This is a genomic window from Micromonospora sp. DT48, assembly GCF_049844495.1.
Lineage (GTDB): Bacteria > Actinomycetota > Actinomycetes > Mycobacteriales > Micromonosporaceae > Micromonospora.
The window spans coordinates 14,505-39,452 of record NZ_JBNCLE010000019.1 but is presented as its reverse complement, the minus strand read 5'-3'; the positions used below and the strand labels follow the sequence as shown (position 1 = coordinate 39,452).

General features: G+C 71.5%; 20 protein-coding genes. 9 read left to right on the top strand and 11 right to left on the bottom strand.

Going from position 1 to position 24,948, the window contains the following annotated elements:
* Window positions 1-18: 18 nt before the first annotated feature.
* The 3 genes from cutA to ACLQ2S_RS21795 are packed head-to-tail and all read right to left on the bottom strand — an operon-like array spanning window position 19 to window position 2,195.
* On the bottom strand, window positions 19-339 hold the full coding sequence (cutA, locus tag ACLQ2S_RS21805) for a divalent-cation tolerance protein CutA (RefSeq protein WP_309222559.1): 321 nt from the start codon (window positions 337-339) through the stop codon (window positions 19-21).
* A 9-nt stretch (window positions 340-348) separates the two neighbouring features.
* Window positions 349-1,365 (bottom strand): 1-acyl-sn-glycerol-3-phosphate acyltransferase, encoded by a 1,017-nt coding sequence (locus ACLQ2S_RS21800; protein ID WP_155214709.1) that lies wholly within the window; start codon window positions 1,363-1,365, stop codon window positions 349-351.
* Window positions 1,365-2,195 carry a patatin-like phospholipase family protein gene (locus ACLQ2S_RS21795; RefSeq protein ID WP_155214708.1) on the bottom strand — a complete coding sequence of 277 codons (831 nt, stop codon included), beginning with the start codon at window positions 2,193-2,195 and terminating at the stop codon, window positions 1,365-1,367. The genes ACLQ2S_RS21800 and ACLQ2S_RS21795 overlap by 1 nt, the downstream gene beginning before the upstream one ends.
* A 121-nt stretch (window positions 2,196-2,316) precedes the next feature.
* On the opposite strand from ACLQ2S_RS21795, the gene ACLQ2S_RS21790 reads away from it, so the two are divergent.
* A complete protein-coding gene (locus ACLQ2S_RS21790) occupies window positions 2,317-3,939 on the top strand; it encodes a protein kinase domain-containing protein (protein WP_425702534.1) in 1,623 nt (540 codons plus the stop codon).
* A gap of 1 nt (window position 3,940) precedes the next feature.
* On the opposite strand, the gene ACLQ2S_RS21785 is transcribed toward ACLQ2S_RS21790, so the two are convergent.
* The 5 genes from ACLQ2S_RS21785 to ACLQ2S_RS21765 all read right to left on the bottom strand — a co-directional run bounded on the left by ACLQ2S_RS21785 (window position 3,941) and on the right by ACLQ2S_RS21765 (window position 9,850).
* Window positions 3,941-5,002: a glycosyltransferase family 4 protein gene (locus tag ACLQ2S_RS21785; RefSeq protein WP_425702605.1), complete on the bottom strand. Its 1,062-nt coding sequence runs from the start codon at window positions 5,000-5,002 to the stop codon at window positions 3,941-3,943.
* Between the two features lie 142 nt (window positions 5,003-5,144).
* A complete protein-coding gene (locus ACLQ2S_RS21780) occupies window positions 5,145-5,816 on the bottom strand; it encodes a BON domain-containing protein (RefSeq protein ID WP_425702532.1) in 672 nt (223 codons plus the stop codon).
* A 172-nt stretch (window positions 5,817-5,988) separates the two neighbouring features.
* Window positions 5,989-7,536: a trypsin-like peptidase domain-containing protein gene (locus ACLQ2S_RS21775; protein ID WP_425702530.1), complete on the bottom strand. Its 1,548-nt coding sequence runs from the start codon at window positions 7,534-7,536 to the stop codon at window positions 5,989-5,991.
* A 62-nt stretch (window positions 7,537-7,598) separates the two neighbouring features.
* On the bottom strand, window positions 7,599-9,152 hold the full coding sequence (locus ACLQ2S_RS21770) for a sensor histidine kinase (protein WP_309222557.1): 1,554 nt from the start codon (window positions 9,150-9,152) through the stop codon (window positions 7,599-7,601).
* Entirely contained in the window at window positions 9,149-9,850 is a 702-nt protein-coding gene (locus tag ACLQ2S_RS21765) for a response regulator transcription factor (RefSeq protein ID WP_155214704.1), read from the bottom strand. Before ACLQ2S_RS21765 ends, ACLQ2S_RS21770 begins: the two co-directional genes overlap by 4 nt.
* Window positions 9,851-10,037: 187 nt before the next feature.
* Between ACLQ2S_RS21765 and ACLQ2S_RS21760 the strand changes: the two genes are divergently transcribed.
* From ACLQ2S_RS21760 to ACLQ2S_RS21735, 6 genes are all read left to right on the top strand, one after another.
* Window positions 10,038-10,688 (top strand): hypothetical protein, encoded by a 651-nt coding sequence (locus tag ACLQ2S_RS21760; RefSeq protein ID WP_155214703.1) that lies wholly within the window; start codon window positions 10,038-10,040, stop codon window positions 10,686-10,688.
* 165 nt (window positions 10,689-10,853) lie between these two features.
* Complete coding sequence (locus ACLQ2S_RS21755) at window positions 10,854-11,789, top strand: ABC transporter ATP-binding protein (protein WP_155214702.1); 936 nt, start codon at window positions 10,854-10,856, stop codon at window positions 11,787-11,789.
* The gene (locus ACLQ2S_RS21750; RefSeq protein WP_155214701.1) at window positions 11,786-12,601 is read left to right on the top strand and encodes an ABC transporter permease; all 816 of its coding nucleotides are present in this window, start codon (window positions 11,786-11,788) and stop codon (window positions 12,599-12,601) included. The genes ACLQ2S_RS21755 and ACLQ2S_RS21750 overlap by 4 nt, the downstream gene beginning before the upstream one ends.
* 287 nt (window positions 12,602-12,888) lie before the next feature.
* Window positions 12,889-16,656 (top strand): multifunctional oxoglutarate decarboxylase/oxoglutarate dehydrogenase thiamine pyrophosphate-binding subunit/dihydrolipoyllysine-residue succinyltransferase subunit, encoded by a 3,768-nt coding sequence (locus ACLQ2S_RS21745; protein ID WP_425702526.1) that lies wholly within the window; start codon window positions 12,889-12,891, stop codon window positions 16,654-16,656.
* Window positions 16,657-16,741: 85 nt separating this feature from the next.
* On the top strand, window positions 16,742-16,921 hold the full coding sequence (locus ACLQ2S_RS21740) for a DUF6104 family protein (RefSeq protein WP_091124467.1): 180 nt from the start codon (window positions 16,742-16,744) through the stop codon (window positions 16,919-16,921).
* Entirely contained in the window at window positions 16,921-17,913 is a 993-nt protein-coding gene (locus tag ACLQ2S_RS21735; RefSeq protein WP_155214700.1) for a glycoside hydrolase family 6 protein, read from the top strand. The genes ACLQ2S_RS21740 and ACLQ2S_RS21735 overlap by 1 nt, the downstream gene beginning before the upstream one ends.
* A 55-nt stretch (window positions 17,914-17,968) precedes the next feature.
* On the opposite strand, the gene ACLQ2S_RS21730 is transcribed toward ACLQ2S_RS21735, so the two are convergent.
* Entirely contained in the window at window positions 17,969-20,158 is a 2,190-nt protein-coding gene (locus ACLQ2S_RS21730) for a bifunctional polysaccharide deacetylase/glycosyltransferase family 2 protein (RefSeq protein WP_155214699.1), read from the bottom strand.
* Window positions 20,151-20,951 carry a hypothetical protein gene (locus tag ACLQ2S_RS21725; protein ID WP_155214698.1) on the bottom strand — a complete coding sequence of 267 codons (801 nt, stop codon included), beginning with the start codon at window positions 20,949-20,951 and terminating at the stop codon, window positions 20,151-20,153. Before ACLQ2S_RS21725 ends, ACLQ2S_RS21730 begins: the two co-directional genes overlap by 8 nt.
* 466 nt (window positions 20,952-21,417) lie before the next feature.
* On the opposite strand from ACLQ2S_RS21725, the gene pta reads away from it, so the two are divergent.
* The gene (gene pta / locus ACLQ2S_RS21720) at window positions 21,418-23,511 is read left to right on the top strand and encodes a phosphate acetyltransferase (protein ID WP_309222555.1); all 2,094 of its coding nucleotides are present in this window, start codon (window positions 21,418-21,420) and stop codon (window positions 23,509-23,511) included.
* Between the two features lie 58 nt (window positions 23,512-23,569).
* Window positions 23,570-24,688, top strand: coding sequence for an acetate/propionate family kinase (locus ACLQ2S_RS21715; protein WP_155214697.1), 1,119 nt, complete (start codon window positions 23,570-23,572; stop codon window positions 24,686-24,688).
* A gap of 91 nt (window positions 24,689-24,779) precedes the next feature.
* Here the strand turns inward: ACLQ2S_RS21715 and ACLQ2S_RS21710 are convergent, their stop codons facing one another.
* Window positions 24,780-24,947 carry a hypothetical protein gene (locus ACLQ2S_RS21710; RefSeq protein ID WP_196222425.1) on the bottom strand — a complete coding sequence of 56 codons (168 nt, stop codon included), beginning with the start codon at window positions 24,945-24,947 and terminating at the stop codon, window positions 24,780-24,782.
* Window position 24,948: the final 1 nt, after the last annotated feature.

The window sequence follows — 24,948 nt, the reverse complement described above, 5'->3', positions numbered from 1 at the left end:
GCAACAGAGTGCGCGTACTCAGGGACGGGTGTGCTCGAAGACCCAGGTCGCGTACCCGGGATCACCGCAGTCGACCCGACTGACCAGGATCTCCGGCACCTCGTAGGGATGGCTGGCCCGCAACTGATCGACCAACGCGTCCACCCGGTCGAGTGCGGTCTTGAACTGCACCGACCACTCGGTGCTGGTCTCCACCGCCGACCGCCACCAGTATGTGCTGTCCACCTGGCCACCCACCTGCGCGCAGGCCGCCAGCCGCCCGGCCACCGCGGCGGCGGCCAGCAGATCGGCGACCGAGCGCGCGTCGACCACTGTCGTCACCACGCTGATCTGCTCCACGAGCGCACCCTACGTCGCGTCGTCGTGGTTGGTCGCGATCCACTCGTCTATCCGACTCCACCAGTCGTAGAGCCAGTCGATGCGCTGCTGCCGGTCGGTCGGGACCTCCTCCGGGGGCACCGACCAGAACCGCATCACCAGTTGTTTGTCCATGGGCAGTTCGCGCCACACGTCGGCGACGGTGAGCATCCGGTCCAGACCGGTGTGCGCCACGAAGATCACTCCGGCGTCGGGCGCGGCCTCCAGCGCGGCCAGCAGACCGCCTGGCTGCGGTGCGAGCACGTGCCGCATCGCCTCGGCCTTCACCGCCATCCGCTCGTGTCCACGGTCGCGCAGTCGGGCGATGGCCCGCAGGCGGCGCTTCGGGGTGAAGTTGCCGCCCTCGGGAAAGATCACGAAGGCGTCGTCGTCGTCCAGGCCGGTGGCGAGATGGCCGACCTGTTCGGACAGCGAGCCCTGGTCGGCCCGGCCCGGCGCGATGAACCGGCTCGGCAGCCGGTTGAGCAGCACGTCGATCGCCGGATCCCACTGGAGCGTGTCCTTGAGGACGATCCGGGGCTCCCGGCGGAACCAGTTCACCAACGCGTGGATCAGGATGAACGAGTCACCCGGGCCGGCGTGGCGGCACAGCACCAGTTCGGGCCGGCCCGGCAGGGCCGTGTCCGGGTCGGTGCCGACCACGTCGACGCGCAGCCGCAGCGTCCACCGGGCCTGCCAGAACAACACCCGCAGGAACCAGCCGGCCAGCACGTAGTGGGCCCGTTGGAAGGCCGGTGAGCGTACCCGCCAACCGAACCCGGACCCCACCCAGAGGGCGAAGAGGCACAGCAACGCCGCCGCGTCCCACACGAGATAGAAGCAGCCGATCCAGAGCAGCCGCAGCGGACGCAGGTGCCCGGGGAAGAACGGGGACACGGCGAGCGCCAACAGGGCCCACAGCGGCACCGTGGTGACCAGCAGCATCGCCAGCAACACCACGCCGGGTGCCAGCAGCAGTCGGCGCAGCCAACGCGGCGGTAACGGCATCAACGGTCCAGGTTGGCCAGGTAGTGCCGGGAGGCCGAGTAGGCCCGGCTGATCCGTCGGCCGACCGCCGCCATGTCCCGGTACGCCCATGGGCTGTCGTCGCGCGGTTGCAGCCCACCGGTCGGCAGCACGTGCACCTCCACGCCGTCGGGCACGGCGGCCATCTCCCGGGCGAACCGGTGCCGCCGGGCGATCTCGAACGCGACCTGGGCGACCTCCCAGGGCCGCCGGGGCGGTGCCAGCGCCCGCTCGATCCGACCCACCTGGAGTACGAAGATCCGGCCGGCGCCGGCCGCGACCGCCTCGCCGATGGGGATGGAGTTCACGATTCCTCCGTCCACGTAGTGCTGGTCACCGATGCGGGCCGGCGGCAGCAGTCCCGGCACCGAGGCGGACGCCAGGACGGCCGGCACCACCGGGCCGTCGACGAACCAGTGCTCGGCGGCCCGTTCGATGTTCGCCGCACAGCAGCGGAACGGCACCTTGAGATCGGCGAAGGTGGTCTCGGCGCCGAGTTCGTTCTCCAGCAACTTGCGCAGCGGGCGGGGCGAGTGCAGGTAGGTCCGGGCGGCGAAGCGCCGCAGCTGCCGGGCGACCGAGTCGCCGTACACCTCGCTGGCCTCCGGGGAGGCCCAGAGTCGTACCAGCCGGTCGGTCACCGCCTCGGTCGGGTCGGCGGCCACCAGAGCGCCGTTGACCGCGCCGATGGACGTGCCGAGCACCAGGTCGGGCCGGATCCCGGCCCGGAAAAGGGCACGCAACATGCCCACCTCGACCGCGCCCAGGACGCCCCCGCCGCCGAGCACGAAAGCCACCGGTCCCCGCGCCATGCCGTTCATCCTGGCACGACCGCGCCCGGCCGGGCCCACCCATGTGCGTCCGGGGCACCCGGCGCATCGAGGCCCGTTGACAGTGAGGCAACATTCGCGCAACCTGATACCGCTCCCACCTATGAGGCAGGTGCGATCCGTGAAGCCAGCGCTGCAGCCAGGCCGCTTGCTGGCCACCAGATACCGACTGCTCGACCAGATCGGTGCCGGCGGCATGTCGGTGATCTGGCGGGCCCACGACGAGGTACTCGACCGCGTGGTCGCCCTGAAGGTGCTCGCCCCGTCACTGGCCGCCGATGCCAGGTTCCGCGACATGGTCCGGGAGGAGGCCCGCGCCGCCGCCCAGTTGGTCCACCCGAACGTCACCTCGGTGCACGACTACGGCGAGACGGTGTCGCCGGACGGTGCCATCACCTCCTTCGTGGTGATGGAGCTGCTCTCCGGCGAGGAACTGGAGTTCCGGCTCACCGAGGGTCCGCTGCCGTGGCCTCAGGCGGTGGAGATCAGCGCCCAGGTCGCCGACGCGCTGGCCGCCGCCCACCGGCTCGGCATCGTGCACCGGGACATCACCACGGCCAACGTGATGATGACCCAGACCGGCGCGAAGGTGCTCGACTTCGGCATCGCCACCCGGATCGGCACCCCGGACGACGACGAGGACGGCGCCACCTTCGGCACGCCCGCGTACGTCGCCCCGGAGCGGCTCGACGGTGCTCCGGCCCAACCGGCGACCGACGTCTACTCGCTCGGGGTGCTCCTGCACGAGACGCTGACCGGTCGGGTGCCGTACCCGGCGGACACCTGGGACGAACTCACCGTCGCGCTGGCCGAGGGCCCTCCGCCGTCCCTGGCCGGGGTGCCGGGGCTGCCGGAGGCGGTGGCCCGCATCTGTCTGCGTTGCCTGTCCCGCGACCCCGCCGACCGTCCCACCGCAAGGCAGGTGGCGACCGTGCTGCGCGACCAGACGCAGCCTGCCGATCCACCGGCCCACCCGGTCTCCGTCCCGACGGTCACCCTGCCCGCGATGGGGTCGGCCGGTCCCTCCGGCCCGGCCCCCGCCTGGGTCGTCCCGACCGTCGGCGACCCCGACCCGCAACCCTCGCCCGGCGGGGCCGGTGCTGCCGCGGTCGCCACCGACAGCCAGCCGGGTGACCGCCCCGACGGAGCCGACACCGGCGAGGGCGCGCACGTGCCGTCGAATTCCTCTATGGACGGTGGACGGGGGCGCCTGCGGCGGCCTCTGCTCGTCACGGCGGCCGTGGCCGCGCTGATCGTGGCGGCGCTGACGGTACCGGCGCTGCTGTCGAAGGACGGCGAAGACCTGCCCACCGTGCTGCCCACGACGGAGCCGACCGGGCCCTCCGAGCCGCCCGAGCCGGACGACACCGCCAGCGCCCCGCCGACCGCGGTGCCGTCGAGGCCCTCCCCCACACCGGCGGCCACCTCCGGCGTACCGAATCCACCCGTGGGTGGCGACAGCCTCGTGGAGGCCGCGAACCGCTTGGACCAGGTGATCGATGCCGGCCTCGCCGACGGCGGCATCCGCGACGACGTCGGCCTCGACCTGCGCAACGAGCTGCGCAACCTCACCCAGGCGGTGACCGGTGGCGAGGGCGAGCTGGGGCCGGGAGTCGCCCGGCTGCGGGAGAAGGTCTCCATCCGGCTGCGCGAGGACGGGCTGAGCGCGGCGTACGCGCAGGAGTTGGACGCGGCGATCACCGCGCTCGGCGCCGCACAGGTCTGAGTCAGGCCGGGGTGACCCGGGCGGGCTCGCGGACCGGCTCACGCCGGTTGGCGGCGGCGAGGAAGCCTCGGTACACCTCCTCGTAGCCGACCGCCATCCGTTCCGTCGAGAAGGTCCGCGCCACGTGTGCCACGCACTCCTTCGGGTCGAGATCGGGGGCCTGCCGTAGCGCCGCCGGCAACTCGTCCGGCTGCTGGCAGATCAACCCGCTCACCCCGGGACGGACCAACTCCGGCACCGCTCCCCGGTTCAACGCCACCACCGGCGTACCGGTCGCCATCGCCTCCAGCATGACGATGCCGAACGGCTCCTCCCACTGGATCGGCATCACCAGGCAACGCGCCTCGATCAGCAGGCGCAGCACGGTGCTGCGGTCGGCGTCGAGCACCACCGTGACGTCTGATCCGAGCATCGGTCGGACCACCTCGTCGAAGTAGCGCCGTTCGACCGGCTCGTTGCACTTGCCAGCCAGCACCAGCGGCAGACCGGCCTCGCGGCAGGCGCGGATGGCCAGGTCCGGCCCCTTGTCCGGACTGAACCGGGCGAGCCACAGCACCGGCCCGTCGCTGGGGCTGTCCTTGCGCGGGAAGTCGTCCAGGCTCATCGCGTTGTGCACGGTGCCGACCCAGGGCAGGTGTGGGTTCAGCCCTCGCTGGGCGTGTGAGATCGCCACCAGGCCCACGCCCCGGTCGGTGTCGCTGAGCACCGTGCCGTACTCGCCCACCGGGTTGCCGTGCACGGTGGCCACCGTGGGTACGTCCCGCCGCCCGGCCACCAGCGGGCCGATGGTGGTGTGGTCGTGCACGATGTCGAAGTCGGCCCGGCTGAGCAGATGGTTGATCCGGGCCAGGTGAGCCAGTTCGGGCAGCGCCTCACCGAGCCGGTCGAACTGCAACTCGTCGACGGTGGCGAGGAAGTCTGCGGCGGTGCCGTGCGCCGCACCGGCACCCATCAGCGTCACCGCGTGCCCCCGGGCGACCAGGGCGTCGACCAGACCGGCCACCACCTGTTCCAGACCGCCGTAGCCGGGTGGCGGCACGGACAGCCAGGGTGGCACGACCATGGCGATCCGCAACCGGTGCTGACGCGCAAGGTTGTCGCTCACGTGCCCTCCCCCGTCGCTCTCCCGCCGCGTCGACGCCGATCGCCGCCAGGCTGGTTCGAGCGTCTTCCCGGTCTCGGTACGGACAAACCGGGTTGACGATTCAGCCGCCCACCAGCAGGTGGTCCCGTACCATGCACACGCCCTCCGCCGACCAGGCGATCCGTTCCGCCTGATCCCGCTCCCACCAGGACCGCACCACCCCGCGCAAGGTCACCGTGTCGCCGTCCACCTGGGCGATCACCCGTTCCGTGCCGATGCCCCGCATCAGGGCACGCTGCACGTCACTGCGGATGCGGTCGGCGTCGGCCGGGGCGGCGGGCCGCACCTCGACCAGGTTGGTGACGCCGCGTACGCCCCGCAGCCGACGCAGCTCCCGCTCGGCGATCCGCCGCTGCCAGCCGAACTCCACCGCACCGCGCAGCATCAGCCAGCCATCGGCGACGGTGAGGTCCAACCGCTCGGCCGGCACGAAGCTGTTCCACTCCAGGGCACGGCTGGCCGCGAGCGCCAGATCGCCGTCGGTGATGTCGACCGGCCCGACGGGGCGTACCTCGATGTTGTCGGCGACCGCCCGCACCCCGCGTACCCGCTGCGCCCCGCGTACCGCCGCCCATTTGCGGGCGGCGCTGTCCACACCGCCGGTGAGCGACACCACCCCGGCGTGCACGCTCACCCCGATGTCGGTCGAGCGCACCTGCGCGTCCCAGGCGAGTTCGTCGAGCACGTCGCGCTGGATCTGGTCATCGCTGCGGGTCGCCGTCGCCGTGGTCATGGCACCCCCATCCGCCGCCGTGTCCTTCTCCGCCCGAGATTGCCGACCGGCGGGGTTAGCCCGGTTCACCCCGCCCGGGTGAACCGGTAGAAAGAAGGGCGGCGGGTGTCGCGGCCAACCCCCTTGGCCGCGCCACCCGCCGCCCCGGAGGGAGGAAAGCAGTCCTGTTTCGTTATGACGCTTCGGCGAGCGTCACGGTTGCCTTCGCCTCGGCCCCATTTCGCAGATACGTCACCTCGACCTCGTCACCGACCTTGCCGGCCTGGACGGCGGCGACCAGATCGTTCGAGTCGTTGATCACCTTGTCGCCGAACCGGGTGACCACGTCGCCCTGTTGCAGACCGGCCCGCTCGGCCGCGCTGCCCGGATTCACCGCGCCGATCAGCGCGCCGCCGTCGGGAGCGGAGTTCACGCTGACCCCCAGCGACGGGTGGCTGATCTTCTCGCGACGCTGAAGCTTCCCGGCAACGTCCTTGGCCTTGTTGCTCGGGATGGCGAAGCCGACGCCGATGTTGCCGGTGTTGCCCTGCCCAGCTGTGGCGATCGCGGTGTTGATGCCGATCACCTCGCCCCGGGTGTTGACCAGCGCCCCACCGGAGTTGCCCGGGTTGATCGGGGCGTCGGTCTGCAACAGCCCCGAGATCGAGCTGACCCCCTGGCCGGGGATCTGCTGCCCCCCACCGGCCTGGATGGTGCGGTCCCGGGCGCTGAGGATGCCCGCGGTGACCGAGCCCTGCAGACCGAGCGGGCTACCCAACGCGAGCACCTGGTCGCCGACCTGCATCGCGTCGCTGTCGCCGAAGGTGGCCGGTTGGAGATCGGTCATCCCGTTCGCCTTCAGCACCGCGAGGTCGGTCCTCGGGTCGGTGCCGATGACCTCGGCCTGGGTGTTGGTGCCGTTGGCGAAGAAGACCCGCACGGTGTCGCCGCCACCGGCGATCACGTGGTTGTTGGTCAGCACGTAACCATCGGCGCTGAGCACCACGCCGGAACCCTCGCCGCTGCCGGTGCTGATGGACACGACGCTGTCCTGCACCGCCGCCGCGATACGTGGCAGATCAGCGCTGTCGATCACGGGCGCGGCGGTGTAGGTGCGGGTGACCCCGCCACCGTCACTGAAGGCGAGGGCGAGGGCACCACCGGCGGCCCCGCTGCCGAGCATCAGGGCGAACACCGCCACGCCGGCTCCGGCCACCTTGGCGATCCGGCCGGGGCGGGGCCCGGTGGGCGGGTTGGGTGCCCACGGGTTCGGCTGACCTGGGTGGCCACCCGGCATCCCGGCGGCCTGCCCCGGATACCCGGGTTGCCCGGCACCGGGTCCCGGGGACTGAGCACCGCTCCAGGTCGGCTGACCGGGGTACCACGGATTGCCGGGGTAGCGGGCACCTGGCTGGTACGGGTGCTGGTACTGCTGGTGCTGGTACTGCTGGTGCTGAGGGCCGGCCGGTGCCCAGGCGGACTGACCGGCCACCGGCTGACTGGCCGGGGGTGAACCGCCACCGTCACCCGGGCCGGGGCTGCTCGGGGTGGCGTCCGGGCCGGTCGACCCCGTTTCGACGGCCCGAACCGGCACGGTCGGCGCCTCAGCCGTCGGGGCGGCGTCGGGGCGGTCGGTGGACGCAGAGTCGGACCGCGCGTACTCGGCGCGGGACAGCTCGGATTGCGACGGCTCGGCGTCGGTGGGGGCCGGCCGGCGCGGGTCGGACTCGTACTCGGTCATGTCCCTACCTTCTCCCATCGCTCTGCGCCCCGCCTTGGGCTGACCTGAGGATTGGCTGAAAATCACTCATCGTCGATGTCAGTGGCGGGGGCGAGCGGCAACCGTACCCGGAAGGTGGCTCCGCCGCCCGGCGTCCCGGTCACCTCGACCGTGCCCTGGTGTACGGCCACCAGCGCGGCGACGATGGCCAGGCCGAGGCCGGTGCCGCTGTTGCCGTCGGTCCGCCGGGTCCGCGAGGCGTCCACCCGGTAGAACCGCTCGAAGACCCGCTCCGCCTGCTCGGCGGTGAGCCCCGGCCCGGTGTCGGCCACCTCGATCACCGCCAGGTTGCCGGGCTCGGCGCGCAGCCGCAGCGTCACCGCCGCCTCGGGTGGCGTGTGCCGCAGGGCGTTGGTCATCAGGTTGCCGATCACCTGACGCAGCCGGGCGTCGTCGCCCCGCACCACCAGCGGGCCCGAACCCGCCTCGATCTCCAGCTCGATCCGCCGGTCCGGGGCCATCACCCGCGCCGCCGCCACCGCGTCGGCCGCCAGCACCGGCAGTTCCACCGGGGTGAGGGCCAGCGGTCGTTCGCGGTCCAGTCGGGCCAGCAGCAGCAGGTCCTCCACCAGCAGCCCCATCCGGGCCGCCTCGTCCTCGATCCGGCGCAACAGGTCGGAGGTCTGCTCGGGGGCGCGGGCCGCACCCTGGCGGTACAGCTCCGCGAAGCCCCGGATGGTGGTCAGGGGGGTACGCAGCTCGTGTGAGGCGTCCGCCACGAACTGTCGCATCCGTTCCTCCGAGCGACGGGCGCGAGCCTCGGAGGCCCGCGCCGCCTCGGCGGCCTCCCGAGCGGCGACCTCGGCGTACCGGGCGGCGGATTCCGAGGCCGCTCGGGCGGTGAAGGCCATCTCGATCTGGCTGAGCATCGCGTTCAGGGCCCGGGACAGCCGCCCCAGCTCCGAGGTCGGGCAGGGCTGGCCGTCCTCCGGATCGGGCACCCGTCTACTGAGATCGCCGCCGGCGATGGCCGCGGCGGTACGTTCGATCTCCACCAGCGGCTTGAGGCTGGTCCGGACGATCGCCGCGCCGATCGAGGCGAGCAGCACCAGCACCGCCCCGCCGACCAGCAGGTCGATCCAGATGAGGCGTTTCACCGCCTGGTCCACGTCGGTCAGGTGCTGCGCGATCGCCGTCCACTGGCCGTTGGGCAGCTCCGTGTAGAGCATCCGCCAGCGCATGTCGCTGGCCCGCGCCCGAGCGGGGAAGGGTTGTCCGGCCGCCTGTTCGAAGCCGGCGGCGTTCTCCGGCCAGGGCGGCAGGTCGTTGACGTCGAACCGCTTGGTGTCGAAGTACACCGAGTAGACGGCGCCGGTCCGACTGTCGGTGAAGACCACCAGGTAGTCGGTGGGCAGGTCGGTGCCGAACCGTTCAGCGCCGGCCACCGCCTCCAGGTTGTCGGCCACGCTCTTCAGCTCCGCGTCCACCTGGTCCACCAGGTAGCTGCGCAGGAAGATCGTGGTCAGCGAGGCGATCACCAGCAGCGCGGCGGCGACCAGGGTCAGCACGGCCGCGACCAGCTTGACCCGCAGCGGAATCGTGCGGAGCCAGATCTTGGCCTGCTGCAACGCGTTCACGCCACCGGCTTGCGCAGGACGTACCCGACGCCACGCAGGGTGTGGATCAACCGGGGATCGGTCGTGTCCACCTTGCGTCTCAGGTACGAGATGTACGACTCGACGATGTTGTCGTCGCCGCGGAAGTCGTAGTTCCACACGTGGTCGAGGATCTGCGCCTTGGACAGCACCCGGTTGGCGTTGAGCATCAGGTACCGCAGCAGCTTGAACTCGGTTGGCGACAACTGCACCCGCTGACCGGCCCGGTAGACCTCGTGGGTCTCCTCGTCCAACTCCAGGTCGGCGAAGGTGAGCCGGGCGGGGGCCTGCTCGCCGGTGCTGGTGCGGCGGAGCACCGCGCGGATCCGGGCGGTCAACTCCTCCAGGCTGAACGGCTTGGTGACGTAGTCGTCACCGCCGAGGGTCAGCCCACGGATCTTGTCGTCGGTGGCGTCGCGGGCGGTGAGGAAGACCACCGGGGTACGGGTGCCGCCCTCGCGCATCATCCGGATCACCTCGAACCCGTCGAGGTCCGGCAGCATCACGTCGAGCACCACGAGATCGGGGCGATGGTCCCGGGCCGCGCTCAGCGCGGCGCTGCCGCTGGTGGCGGTGGCGACGTCGAAGCCCGCGAAACGTAGGCTCGCGGAGAGCAGTTCGAGGATGTTCGGGTCGTCCTCGACGACGAGCAGTCGCGCCTCGGTCTGGGTAGCGGCCATGCCGCCCATCATCCGCGCAGCCGCTGCACCGGCGCTGGGCGGAGCCTGAAAAAAGCCTGTGAGCGGCGGGTACGGACCCGGCGAGCCGGTGCTCCGGCGGTGACCCGTCAGGTCGACCGGTGGCGGATACGTGCGAGGCTGCCGGTGCCCGGCGACGAGGCCGGACCACGTGGCGGAGGGAGACTCGATGATCATCGAGGGGCGCTTCAACGGACCGCCCGGCTCGGGCAACGGCGGATGGAGCGCCGGTGTCTTCGCCACCGCGTACGGCGGGGACGGTCCGGTCGAGGTGACGCTGCGTCGACCACCGCCGTTGGACACCCCGTTGACGCTCGCCGACGCGGAGGTGCGCGACCCGGCCGGCGAGGTGGTCGCGCTGCTGCGCGCAGCGGAGGAGTTCGACGAGGCGGCGGTCCCGCCGGTGGATCTGGCGACCGCCCGGGCCGCTTCGGCGGCGTACCCGGGCCTGGTGGACCATCCGTTTCCCGGGTGCTACGTGTGCGGGCCACAGCGCGCCGACGGCCTACGGGTCTTTCCCGGTCGGCTGCCGGACGGCCGCACGGCCGCCCCGCTGCGGGTGCCACCGCAAGTGGAGGTCGCCACGATCTGGGCCGCCCTGGACTGTCCCGGCGGGTGGGCGGTGATCGCCGCCGGTCGACCGTACGTGCTCGGCCGGATCGCGGCCCGCGTCGAGGCGCTGCCCGGCCCGGGCGACGAGTGCGTGGTGACCGGCGCGGTGATCGGCACCGAGGGCCGTAAGGCATTCGTCCGCACCAGCCTGTACGCCCCGGACGGCCGCCTGCTCGGCCACGCCCGGGCGACCTGGATCGCCGTGTAGGCCCGGATCCGGGTCGGCACCGTCGTCGATCGGGTCGTCCCTGGGGATGAGACGACTCCTGCCTGAGGCGGATCACCATCTCCCGACCGAGCCCGATTGATTTGCCCAACCGCTAACGTCACGCTGTGCAACGGCGCATCCCGGCGCCGCCACGGGAGGAGAACGATGACCCACGGGCGACCAAGCCCCACCAACGACGCGCAGATCGTGGTCTCCGGTCTGACCAAGCAGTACCGCAACGTGCTCGCGGTCAACAACCTGTCGTTCACGGTCGAACCGGGTCGGGTCACCGGCTTCCTCGGCCCGAACGGCGCGGGTAAGACCACCACGCTGCGGATGCTGCTGAACCTGGTCACCCCGACCGCCGGGGTGGCGACCATCGGCGGTCACCGGTACCCCGAGCTGACCAACCCGTTGGGACACGTCGGCGCGGTCCTGGAGGCGTCCAGCGCGCACAAGGGCCGTACCGGGATCAACCACCTGCGGGTGCTCTGCGCCGCTGCCGGGCTGCCCCGGGAGCGGGCCGACCAGGCGTTGGAGCTGGTCGGGTTGACCCCGGCGGCGAACCGCAAGTTCAAGGGCTACTCGCTGGGCATGAAGCAGCGGCTCGGTATCGCCGCGGCGATGCTCGGTGACCCCCGGGTGCTGATCCTCGACGAGCCGGCCAACGGCCTGGACCCGGAGGGCATCCGCTGGATGCGCGGGTTCCTCAAAGGGCTGGCCGCCGAGGGACGGACCGTGCTCGTCTCCAGCCACCTGCTCTCCGAGATGCAACTGCTGGCCGACGACGTGGTGATCATCGCGGCGGGCCAGTTGGTCCGGCAGGGCCCGGTGGACCAGGTGATCGGTTCGATGGCGCAGGGCGTCCGGGTCCGGGTCCGCACCCCGCAGGCCGACGCGCTGACCGCCGCGCTGGCCCAGGGGCCGGCCACGGTGGAGAACGACGGGCAGGGCACGCTGTTGATCGGCGGGGTCGACGCTCCGACGGTGGGCCGGGCGGCCCTGGCCGCCGGGGTCGAACTACACGAGCTGACCACTGAACGACCAGACCTGGAACGTGTGTTCCTGGAGCTGACGGCCGGAAAGGCGGGCATCCGATGAGCAACCTTGTCCGCTCCGAACTGCTCAAGATCCGTACGACCAGCACCTGGTGGTGGTTGGCCATCGGGGCGTTCCTGTCGATCGCCCTGGCCTTCGCCTTCAACGCCTGGCTGGCCAGTGAGACCCTCACCGGCGGCGGGGAGGAGTTCGGCTACACCGGCGACGCCGCCTCCGCGCCGGCTCAGGCGGCGAACCTCTACACCTCGGGCCAGTACCTGGGGCTGATGTTCGTGATGCTCATCGGCATCCTCATGGTCACCAACGAGTTCTTCCACCAGACCGCGACCACGACCTTCCTGGCCACCCCGCGCCGCACCTCGGTGATCGTCAGCAAGCTCATCGCGGCCAGCCTGCTCGGTTTCGCGTTCTGGCTGGTGACCACGGTGATCGACCTCGCGGCCGGTGCGGCGTTCCTGTCGCTCAACGACTTCGGCACCCAGCTCGGCGAGTGGGAGGTCCACCGCGCCCTGCTGCTCAACCTGATGGCGTACGCGATCTGGACGGTGCTCGGTGTCGGCATCGGCACGTTGGTCACCAACCAGCTCGGCGCGGTGATCACCGCCTCGGTGCTCTACCTGATCGGCACGCAGGTGGTGGGACTGCTCTTCCTGCTGTTGGCCAACCTGATGGACAACATGGCCGTGCTCAAGTGGCAGGTGATCTGGCCGGCCGCCGCGTCCCAGGTCATGATCACGCCGGGTGAGAACGAGATGCTGCCCGTCTGGTGGGTGGGGGCGCTCGTGCTGGTGGGCTACGCCGTCGTCAGCGGCGTGGTCGGTGTCCTGATCACCCGACGCCGCGACATCTCCTGACGCCCGAGCGGCCGAGCAGGGTCGCACCGCCCGACGGGCCCGGTACACCGGTGGACGACCGGCGTACCGGGCCCGTCGGCGGGTCAGGCACCGGCCATAGCAGCGACCGGAAAGACACGCAGCGCTTACCGAACTTCTGGCATCTTCTGTGAATCCGACCACGCGACCGAGGCGGAAATGCCCTGGGGTTCGCTACGGCGTAGCCTGGGAACCGTCCTGTGCGCCCGTCCCGGCGCGTCGGGCACCGCGTGACACACAAACCCGCGTGAAAGAGGCGATTACCGGCCGTGTCGACCCAGCAGACTTCGCAGGAGAACCCACTGGCGGGTTTCGGCCCGAACGAGTGGATCGTCGAGGAGATGTACCAGCGGTATCTCGCCGATCCCAGCAGCGTCGACCCGGCCTGGCACGACTTCTTCGCCGACTATCGGCCCGGTCAGGGCACAGCGAGCGGCGGTGACGGCCGACCGGTCGCCACCGAGACCAAGGACGCCGCCCCGACCAAGACCGAACCGGCCCCCAAGAGCCAGCCGGCGGCCAAGGCCGAGCCGGCCGGCAAGGGCGAACGCCGCTCGGCGGCACCGACCACGTCGAAGCCGGCACCCGCCGCGGCCAAGCCGGCCGTCGCGAAGCCGACCACCGGTAAGCCGGCGGCGGCCAAGGCCGAGCCGACGAAGACCCGGACCGCGCCCACCGCCAACGGACCGCAGACCACGCCACTACGCGGCGTAGCCGCCAAGATCGTCCAGAACATGGACGCCTCGCTGGCCGTGCCGACCGCGACCAGCGTGCGCGCCGTACCGGCCAAGCTGCTGGTCGACAACCGCATCGTGATCAACAACCACCTCGCCCGGGGGCGCGGTGGCAAGGTCAGCTTCACCCACCTGATCGGCTACGCCCTGGTGCGGGCACTGGTCGCGCACCCGGAGATGAACAACTCCTTCGCCGAGGTCGACGGCAAGCCGGCGATGGTCCGCCCCGAGCACGTCAACCTGGGCATCGCCATCGACCTGACCAAGCCGGACGGCAGCCGCAACCTGGTGGTCCCCTCCATCAAGGCCTGTGAGCAGATGGACTTCCGGCAGTTCTGGCAGGCGTACGAGGACGTCGTCCGGCGGGCCCGCCGCAACGAGCTGACCATGGAGGACTACTCCGGCACCACGATCTCGCTGACCAACCCCGGCGGCATCGGCACCGTGCACTCGATGCCGCGGCTCATGCAGGGCCAGAGCGCGATCATCGGGGTCGGTGCCATGGAGTACCCGGCGCCGTACCAGGGGATGAGCGAGGCCACCCTGGCCGAGCTGGCGGTCAGCAAGGTCATCACGCTGACCAGCACGTACGACCACCGGATCATCCAGGGCGCGCAGTCCGGCGAGTTCCTCAAGGCCATGCACGAGCTGATGCTCGGCGAGCACGGCTTCTACGACCAGATCTTCACCTCGCTGCGCATCCCGTACGAGCCGGTGCGCTGGATGCGCGACGTCGCGGTCGACAGCGAGGGTCAGATCAACAAGACCGCCCGGGTCCATGAGCTGATCCACTCGTACCGGGTGCGCGGTCACCTGATGGCCGACACCGACCCGCTGGAGTTCAAGATCCGTAAGCACCCGGATCTGGACGTCCTCCAGCACGGGCTGACCCTCTGGGATCTCGACCGCACCTTCCCGGTCAACGGTTTCGCCGGTCGGCAGCGGATGAAGCTGCGGGAGATCCTCGGCGTGCTGCGTGACTCGTACTGCCGCCGGGTCGGCATCGAGTACATGCACATCCAGGACCCGGCCGAGCGGCGCTGGATCCAGGAACGGGTCGAGCGCAAGTACGAGAAGCCGCCGGCCGGCGAGCAGAAGCACGTGCTCAACCGGCTCAACGCGGCCGAGGCGTTCGAGACCTTCCTACAGACGAAGTACGTCGGCCAGAAGCGCTTCTCGCTGGAGGGCGGCGAGTCGCTCATCCCGCTGCTCGGTGAGGTGCTGGAGGCCGCCGCCGAGGACGGGCTGGACGAGGTCGTCATCGGCATGGCCCACCGGGGCCGGCTCAACGTGCTGGCCAACATCGTCGGCAAGCCGTACGAGAAGATCTTCTCCGAGTTCGAGGGGCACCTGGACCCACGGTCCACCCAGGGCTCCGGCGACGTGAAGTACCACCTGGGTCAGAACGGCAAGTTCAGCACCCCCGACGGCGACCACGCCGTGAAGGTCTCGGTGGTGGCGAACCCGTCGCATCTGGAGGCCGTCGACCCGGTGCTGGAGGGGATAGTGCGGGCCAAGCAGGACCGCATCGACCTCAAGCTGGAGGGCTACACCGTGCTGCCGCTGGCGGTGCACGGCGACGCCGCCTTCGCCGGTCAGGGCGTGGTGGCCGAGACGCTCAACCTCTCCCAGCTGCGCGGTTACCGCACCGGTGGGACGGTCCACGTGGTGGTCAACAACCAGGTCGGCTTCACCACCGCACCGGAGTACAGCCGCTCCAGCCTCTACAGCACCGACGTGGCCCGGATGATCCAGGCCCCGATCTTCCACGTCAACGGTGACGACCCGGAGGCCGTGGTGCGGGTCGCCCGGCTCGCCTTCGAGTACCGCCAGGCGTTCAACAAGGACGTCGTCATCGACCTGGTCTGCTACCGGCGGCGCGGACACAACGAGGGCGACGACCCCTCAATGTCCAACCCCCAGATGTACCGGATCATCGACTCGAAGCGCTCGGTCCGCAAGCTCTACACCGAGGAGCTGATCGGGCGGGGTGACATCACCGTGGAGGATGCCGAGGAGCTGCTGCGCGACTACCAGGCGCAGCTGGAGCGGGTCTTCAAGGCCACCCGTGACGCGGCCAGCACGCCGCGTCAGTTGAGCCGCCCGCCCCGGCAGGACGAGCCCGAGCCGAAGGTGGAGACGGCGACCGAGGTGTCGGTCATCAAGGCCATCGGTGAGGCGCACGTCAACCTGCCCGAGGGCTTCACCCCGCACAAGCGGATCCAGCAGCTGCTCGACCGGCGGGCCCGGATGGCCGTCGAGGGCAACATCGACTGGGGCTTCGGCGAGATCATCGCCTTCGGGGCACTGCTGCACGACGGGATAACGGTCCGGCTCGCCGGTCAGGACTCCCGCCGGGGCACCTTCGTGCAACGGCACGCCTCGATCGTCGACGCGGAGACCGGCGACGACTACCTGCCGCTGAAGTCGCTCACCGCCGACGGCGAGCGTTCCCGGTTCTTCGTGCACGACTCGCTGTTGAGCGAGTACGCGGCGATGGGCTTCGAGTACGGCTACTCGGTGGAGAACGTCGACGCGCTGGTCTGCTGGGAGGCGCAGTTCGGCGACTTCGTCAACGGCGCCCAGACGGTGATCGACGAGTTCATCTCCTCCGGTGAGGTGAAGTGGGGCCAGCGGTCCGCGGTCACCCTGTTGCTGCCGCACGGCCACGAGGGCCAGGGGCCGGACCACACCTCCGGCCGCCCGGAGCGGTTCCTCCAGCTCTGCGCCGAGGACAACATGCGGGTGGCGAACCCGACCACCCCGGCGAACTACTTCCACCTGTTGCGCCGTCAGGCCCTCTCGCCCAAGCGCAAGCCGCTGGTGGTGTTCACGCCGAAGTCGCTGCTGCGGCACAAGCTCTGCGTCTCCTCGGTGGAGGACTTCACCACCGGCACCTTCTCCCCGGTGCTGCCCGACCCGGCGGTGAGCGCGCCGGAGCAGGTCAAGCGGGTGCTGCTCTGCTCGGGCAAGGTCTACTACGACCTGTTCCAGGCCCGGCAGGAACGCGGTGTCACCGACACGGCGATCATCCGGCTGGAGCAGCTCTACCCGATGCCGGTGGAGGAGATCCGGGCCGCCCTCGCGCAGTACCCGAACGCGGAGGACTTCGCCTGGGTACAGGAGGAGCCGGCCAACCAGGGCGCCTGGTCGTTCGTCGCGCTCAACCTGCTGGAGCACCTCGACGGTGTCCGGCTGCGCCGCATCTCCCGCCCGGCCGCTGCGGCTCCGGCCGTCGGTTCGGCGAAGATGCACGAGGTCGAGCAGACCGCGCTGATCGAGGCGGCGTTCCCCCGCCCCTGACGAGAACTGACCCGGTCCCGTCCCACCGATGGTGGGGCGGGACCGGCCGGTCACCGGGACATTCCGGTGAGGAAGCGAGCAGGTCATGTACTTCACCGACCGGGGCATCGAGGAGCTGGTCGAGCGCCGCGGCGAGGAGCAGGTCAGCCTGGAGTGGCTGGGTGAGCGGCTGCGTGACTTCGTCGACCTGAACCCGGAGTTCGAAACCCCGATCGAGCGGTTCGCCACCTGGCTGGCTCGGCTCGACGACGAAGACGACGAGTGATGCGTCGGCGCGTCGTGGTGGCCGCCGTCGCCCTGGCGATGCTGGCCGGCTGTTCCGACCCGCCCACCCCGACTCCGGCACCCGATCCGACGGGCTCCGCGCCACCGCCCGCGCCTTCGGTGTTCTACCTCGACCCGGCCAATCCGGCCGAGGCGGAGGCGCAGCGGCGTGCGGCGAAGGGCGATGTGACCGCCGCGGAGGCGCTGGGTGTGATCGGCAGCCGACCGAGCGCGAAGTGGCTCACCGGTGGCGCGGCCCGGGACGAGGTCGACGCCTTCCTCGGCCAGGCCGCGATCGCCGGCCAGACCCCGGTGCTGGTGGTGCACAACGTGCCGCAACGGGACTGCGGTCGGCGTGGCACCGGCGGTGCCCGCACCGGGGCGGAGTACCAGGCGTGGATCCGCGAGGTCGCGGCGGGTGTGGCCGGTCGACCGGTGATCGTCGTGCTCGAACCCGGCGCGCTGCCGGACGCGGTGGCCGGCTGCGTGGCCGACACCGCCGGGCGGCTCGCGCTGCTGCGTGACGCGGTCACCGTGCTGGCCAGCACGGGCAAGGCACAGATCTACCTCGACGCCGGGCATCCGGGGTGGATCCGCGACGTCGAGGCGTTGGCGGGTGCGCTGCGTCAGGCCGGGGTGACCGAGGCCGACGGGTTCGCGCTCAACGTGGCGAACTTCGTCCGCACCGGGGACAACGTCGCGTACGGGCACCGGATCTCCGATGCGCTCGGCGGCGACACCACCTTCGTCATCGACACCAGCCGCAACGGCAACGGCCCCTACCCGGCCGAACGCGTCGACGGTGCGCCGAGCTGGTGCAATCCCCCCGGACGGGCGATCGGTGAGGAGCCCACCGCCGACCCCGGGCTGCCCCGGGTGGACGCTTTGCTCTGGGTCAAGTTCCCCGGTGAGTCCGACGGTGACTGTCGGGCCGGTGAGCCGCCCAGCGGCGAGTTCTGGCCCGCGTACGCCATCTCCCTGGTCCGGTCCTGAGCCTGCCCGGCGGGCCTCGGCGGCGGGTGAGGCGGGGGCCAGGCCGGCACACTCCTCAGCCCGGCGGGGCCTCGGCGGCGGATGGGGCGGGGGCCAGGCCGGTTCGGCGCAGCTTCTGCCAGCCCAGGCGGCCACCGGTCAGCGCGGTCGTCACCGACTGGATCATCACCAGGTACATCAGCTGCCGGTACACGAACTGCTGCAACGGCAGCACCCACAGCACGCCGAGCTTCTCCCGGTCCAGCCGGAACGCCACCACGGCGCTCAGCGTCTGCATCGCGAGCATGACCAGCCAGGCCACCGCGGTCGCGGTCCGGTCGAGGAAGAGCAGGCCGTAGAGGGCGAGCAGGTCGATCACCGGTGCCAGCAGCGGCAGGAGCACCCCGAACAGGCTCAGGAACAGCAGGCAACGCCGGGTGAAACGGCCGGAGGCTCCCCGGTCGACCAGCGAGCGTCGATGCTTCCACATCGCCTGCATGGTGCCGTAGCTCCACCGGTAGCGCTGCTTCCACAACTGCCCCAACGTCGCCGGGGCCTCGGTCCACGCGCGGGCCTTCTCCTCGTAGACCACCTTCCAACCGGCGCGGCCGAGCGCCATGGTGATGTCGGTGTCCTCGGCCAGCGTGTCGTCGGTCATGCCACCGGCGTAACGCAGCGCCTGCCGGCGGAAGGCGCCGATCGCCCCGGGCACGGTGGACATGCAGCGCAACGTCTCGTAGAGCCGACGGTCGAGGTTGAAGCCGATGACGTACTCGATGTGCTGCCACTTGGCGATCAGGCTGGCGCGGTTACCCACCTTGACGTTGCCGGCGACCGCGCCGACCTGAGGGTCGGCGAACGGCTGGACGAGCCGCCGCACCGAGTCACGCTCGAACACGGTGTCGCCGTCGACCATCACGACCAGCTCGTGCCGGGCCAACGCCAGCCCGGTGTTCAACGCGCGGGGCTTGCCGCCGTTGGGGGTCCGGACGACCCGGACGTTCGGTAACCGGAGCGCCTCGACGATCTCGGCCGTGCCGTCGGTGGAGCCGTCGTCTACGACGATCACCTCGATGCCGCCGGGATGGTCGCCATCGGCCAGCGAACGGACCGCCGCGGCGATCCCCTCCTTCTCGTTGTACGCGGGCACGATCACCGAGACCGGCTCGGTCACCGGTGGTCCCCATGACCAGCTCCTCGCCCGGCGTCGGCGGGCGTGTCGCCCGGCGAGCACGAGCAGCAGCACGGTACGCCCCACCGTCAGCGCACCCACCGCCAGGAAGAGCACCCCGAGCCAGCCCAGCGTGCGGTCCGCGCCCTGCACCCCCCAGGTCAGCATCCGCCCGCGCCAACGCTCCCCCGCGCTGGCCGCCTGACCGGTCTCGACCCGGTGGTCGATGCCGGCCTCGGCGAGCGCCAGGTTCAGCCCGTCGGTCACCGTGACGAAGCGGTAGCCGCGCTCCCGCATGAGCGGGATGAACCGGTCGAGCGCGGCGACCGTCTGCGCCCGGTCGCCGCCCGCGTCGTGCCAGAGCGTGATCGCTCCGGAGTATCCGGGCGGCGTCACGTTGGTGAGGATCTGGTCCACACCGGGTAGCGCCCAGTCCTGGCTGTCGGTGTCGTTGAGCACGCTCAGGTAGCCCAGGTCGCCGGCCTGGGTGAACACCGGCCAGTCCAGGTCGCTGATGGCGCTGGCGAACGAGGAGTAGGGAAAGCGGATCAACGAGGTGCGGACGCCGGCCGCGCCGGCGATGGCCAACTGGGTCTGGCTGTACTCCATCCGGCGTCGCCAGTCGGGCAGCGCGGCCAAATCGGGGTGGGTGAAGGTGTGCACACCGAGTTCGTGGCCGTTCGCCGCCAGTTCCCGGACCAGCTCCGGATGGCGGGCCGCCTGCGAACCCACCACGAAGAAGGTGGCCGGCACCTGGTGGGCGGCCAGCACCCGCAGTACCTCCCGGGTCCAGACCGGGTCGGGCCCGTCGTCGAAGGTGAGTGCGAGGGTGCGCGGGGGTAGCCGGTACGACCGGGTCAGCCCGTCCGTGGAGCTGATGATCGGGCCACCGGAGACCACCGTCGTCGGCACGTCACGCTGCCCGTGGTGGACCTGCTGGCGGTCCGGTGCGAAGGACGCGTTGGCGTACGCGCCGACGAGCAGCACCGCGGCCAGCACCGTGCAGAGCACGCCGAGGATGGCCCAGTTCGCCGGTGGCACGACCCGGCGGCGGCGTACCGCCCGGCGGGACCGGCGCGCTGGCGGTTCAGTCATCGGCGGAAGGAGTTTCGTCGCCGCCGCCCGACGGGTCGCTGGTCGACGGCGACGGTTCCGTGCTGGGCGGCTCGGCGCTGGGGGTGGTCACCGGCGTGGTCGACCGGGAGGGTCGGGGCGACGCCGGCACCGAGGAGGGGGCGGGGCGCGGCGTCTCCGGTGGGCTGGTCACCGTCGCGGGTGTCCGGGACGGGGTGACCCGGGGGCGCGGCGCGTCGTTGCCCGTGGGCCGGGGCGCGGCGGTGGTCGCCGGGGCCTCCACGGCGGGGACCGACGGGGCGGGCGGCGGTTGCCAGGGCGGGCGGGTCGACTCCACGAACGGCAACACCAGGTCCGCCTTGACCGGGGCGCCGGCGAAGCTCGCCACGACCAGGCCGGTGTAGATCAGACTGACCAGACCCAGGGCGTACGCGATCCAGCGCAACCGGGACCGTCGCCGCCCGCTCGGATCGACGAAGACCGGCTGCGGATCCGACACGGCGGAGATGACGGTGGTGGGGCTGTCCGCGGACACCATCGGCGGGTTCACCGGGACGGCCGGTTGCACGACCGTGGGCGCGTCCGACAGCACGCGCTGGACGCCGGTCGGCGCGTCCCGCACTGCCGGTTGGACGACCGTGGGGGTGTCCAGCACGGGTCGCTGGAGGACCGTCGGCGCGTCCGCCATGGCCGGCCGCACAAGCGTCGGCGGGTCCGTGAGCCCTCGCGTGGTGACCGGTTCGTCGGCTGCGGTTCGCTCGACCTCCCGCCCGCCGTCGGCCGCATCGGCGCTGGTCAGAGGGTCCGCAGTCATGGCCGGGAGTCTAGGAGTGAACAATTTTCGGCTTACTCGCGGAGCGGGGCGATGCGACGTGGATCCCAGTGCGGCGAGCATCCCCGACCACTCTCGTACGCGCCGCCTCACCGACGGTGAGCGCCACTTCGCCCGGTGGGCGCACCGCCGCCGTCGACCCGGCTTCCCAGCACCACCGAAACCCGCCGTGAGCAGGTCAAACGGCCTGGTCGACCTCCTGCCGTCGGTCGCCGTGCCCGGGCGATCCGGCGGCCCGACCTGGTCGGTCGGGCCGAAACAAAAATCCTTCCGGCCGAACCGACCGTGGCGGAAACGGGTGGCCCGTGGCGCGGGATCCCCGGTCCCTCCCCCGCCACGCTGGTGGCGCAGGCTCGGTGGCCCGTGGGCGCGCGGGATTGCCGGACGGCCCGGATGGGCGGGTCCGAGGACCTACGCGGGAACAACCCTGATCTTGTAGCGTGAGTCCGTGGCCCGCAGCGTGTACCTGACCAGTGTCGGCTCGGGCGGGGGGAAGTCGACCATCGCCCTCGGCCTCGCCGAGTTGTTGTCCCGGCAGGTCGGCGGGATCGGCGTGTTCCGTCCGCTGGTCGCGCAGGACCGTCCCGACCCGATCCTCGCCCTGCTCAGCGAGCGTTACCGGGTGGGGCTGCCGGTGGCTGACCTGCACGGCACCACGTACGCCGAGGCCACCGCCCTGGTCGCCGACGGTCGCCGGGAGGAACTGATCACCCGGATCGTCGAGCGCTACCGCGAGGTGGAGCGGAAATTCGCCGCGATGGTCGTCATCGGCAGTGACTTCGCCGCCGCCGGTGACAAGGCCGGGCCACGGGAACTGGCCTTCAACGCCCGACTGGCCACCGAGTTCGGCAGCGTCGTGGTGCCCGTGGTCGACGGGTACGGGCGGCAGCCGGAGGCGATCGCCGCCGCCGCCCGGGGCGCCTACCACGACCTCGCGGACCTCGGCGCGACCGTGCTCGCGGTGCTCGCCAACCGGGTTCCCGAGTCGATGACGCTGCCCCGGCTGCCGGTCCCCACGTACGCCATTCCGGAGGTGCCGAGCGTCTCCGCGCCGACCGTGGCGGAGGTGGCGGCGGCGCTGAACGCCCGGTTGCTGGCCGGCGACGAGAACGCCCTCTCCCGTGACGTGCTCGACTACGTCGTCGGCGCCGCCCACGTGCCGACCCTGTTGGAGCACCTGACCGAGGGCGCGCTGGTGATCATGCCGGGCGACCGGGACGACCTGCTGGTCGCGGCGAGCGCCGCGCACGTCGCCGGGGAGGTGTCCCTGGCCGGGCTGGTGCTCACCCTCGGCGTGCCACCCGATCCCCGGGCGATGCGCCTGGTGGAGGCGCTGAACGCCCGGCTCGCGGTCCTCTCGGTGGACAGCGACAGCTATCACACGGTGGCCGCGTCGAGCCGGATCGAGGGCCGACCCAACATCGGGAACCCCCGGAAGGTGGAGACCGCTGTCGGCGCGTTCGAGGCGCACGTGGACACCGACGAGCTGGCCGCCCGGCTACGGGTCAGCCGCCCCACCCGGGTCACCCCGCTGATGTTCGAGTACGACCTGATCGACCGCGCCCGCGCCCAACGGCGGCACCTGGTGCTGCCCGAGGGGACCGAGGAGCGGATCCTGCGCGCCACCGAGATCCTGTTGCGTCGGCGGGTCGCCGACCTGACTCTGCTCGGCCGCCCCGAGGAGGTCGCTCGACGCGCCCGGGACCTGGGCGTGGACATCGGCAAGGCACAGGTGGTGGACCCGGCGACCAGCCCGTGGCGCGACGAGTTCGCCGAGGCGTACGCGAAGCTGCGTGCCCACCGGGGCGTCACCGCCGAACTGGCCCACGACATCGTCGCCCAACCGAACTACTTCGGCACCATGATGGTGTGGGCAGGCCACGCCGACGGCATGGTCTCCGGTGCCACGCACACCACGGCGGCGACCATCCGCCCGGCCTTCGAGATCGTCAAGACCATGCCGGACGTCTCCGTCGCCTCCAGCGTCTTCTTCATGCTGCTCGCCGACCGGGTCCTGGTCTACGGCGACTGTGCGGTGAACCGTGACCCGGACGCCGCACAGCTCGCCGACATCGCCATCTCGTCGGCGGACACCGCGGCCCGGTTCGGCATCGAACCTCGGGTGGCGATGCTGTCGTACTCGACCGGCAGCTCCGGTGCGGGCGAGGACGTGGAAAAGGTCGCCGCCGCCACCGCGCTGGTCCGCCAACGCCGACCTGACCTGGCCGTGGAGGGTCCGATCCAGTACGACGCGGCGATCGATCCGGCGGTCGCGGCCACCAAACTGCCGGACAGCCCGGTCGCCGGTCGTGCGACGGTCTTCATCTTCCCCGACCTGAACACCGGCAACAACACCTACAAGGCGGTGCAGCGCTCCGCCGGAGCGGTGGCCGTCGGGCCGGTCATGCAGGGCCTACGCCGGCCGGTCAACGATCTCTCCCGGGGGGCCACCGTGCCGGACATCGTGAACACCGTGGCGATCACCGCCATCCAGGCCGCCGCACTCGCCGAGGTGCCCACGTCGGACGAGGCGGCGTCGTGAACCGCCGACCCGGCCCCGGTAGGCCCGCGGCCACCCCGCAGTGCGACGGAGGGTCGGCATGAGCAAGGTGCTGGTGCTCAACAGCGGCTCCTCATCGATCAAATACCGGCTGTACGACGGTGACCGCGTCCTGGACAAGGGCACCGTCGAACGCATCGGCGAGCCCGGCGGTGGGCCGAGCGACCACACCGGCGCGATCCGGCAGATCCTGGGCGAGCTGGACCTGACCGGCCTGGCGGTCGTGGGTCACCGGGTGGTGCACGGCGGCCGGCGGTTCACCGCACCGACCCTCGTCGACGACGCCGTACTGGCCGCCATCGCCGACCTGGTGCCGCTGGCGCCCCTGCACAATCCGGCGAACCTCGCCGGTATCGAGGTGGCCCGTCGGGCCCTGCCGGACGTGCCGCAGGTGGCGGTCTTCGACACCGCGTTCCACCACACGCTGCCCGAATCCGCCGCCACGTACGCGATCGACCGCGAGGTCGCACAGCGGTACGGGGTCCGGCGGTACGGCTTCCACGGCACCTCCCACGCGTACGTGTCCCGGCGCACGGCGGAACTGCTGGACCGCCCGTACGAGGAGATCAACACGATCACGCTGCACCTGGGCAACGGCGCGAGCGCGTGCGCGGTGGCCGGTGGCCGCAGCGTCGCCACCTCGATGGGGATGTCGCCACTGGAGGGCCTGGTGATGGGTACCCGCAGTGGTGATCTCGATCCGACCATCGTGTTCCACCTGCGTCGCGAGGGGGGCATGGGCGTCGACGAGATCGACGATCTGCTCAACCACCGCAGCGGCCTGCTCGGGTTGAGCGGGGTCAACGACGTACGCGAACTACTCGCCCGCCGGGCCGCCGGTGACGAGGCCGCAGCGCTCGCCTTCGACGTCTACTGCCGCCGGATCACCGGCTATGTGGGGGCGTACTACGCGCTGCTCGGCCGGGTGGACGCGGTCACCTTCACCGCCGGTGTCGGCGAGCACGCGGCACCGGTACGCGCGGCGACGCTGGCCGGACTGGACCGGCTCGGCATCGTCGTCGACCCGGACCGCAACGTGGGCAGCGGCGATCGGCTGATCTCCCCGGACGGGGCGGAGGTCGCCGTCTGCGTCATCGGCACCGACGAGGAGCGGGAGATCGCCCGGGCCGCCCGGGCAGTGGTCGCGGACGGCGGTTGACCTCGGCCGGGCACGACTGGTCGGCCCACGGGCGCAGCGGGGTCGGCCGGGCGCGCGGGCGACGTGCGGAGGATCGGTCGAGCCCGACCGGTCAGCCGAAGGCGAGCCAGGTGGCGAGGGCGAGCAGCACCACGGCGACCACTGCCGCCCCGATGATCAGGCCGGTACGCGAGGTCGCCTCCGCCGCAGCGGTGTCCGTGTTGACGAAGGCGCGGAACGCCTCGGTGTTGCCGCTCGGATCGGTGTAGTTCTCAGCCATG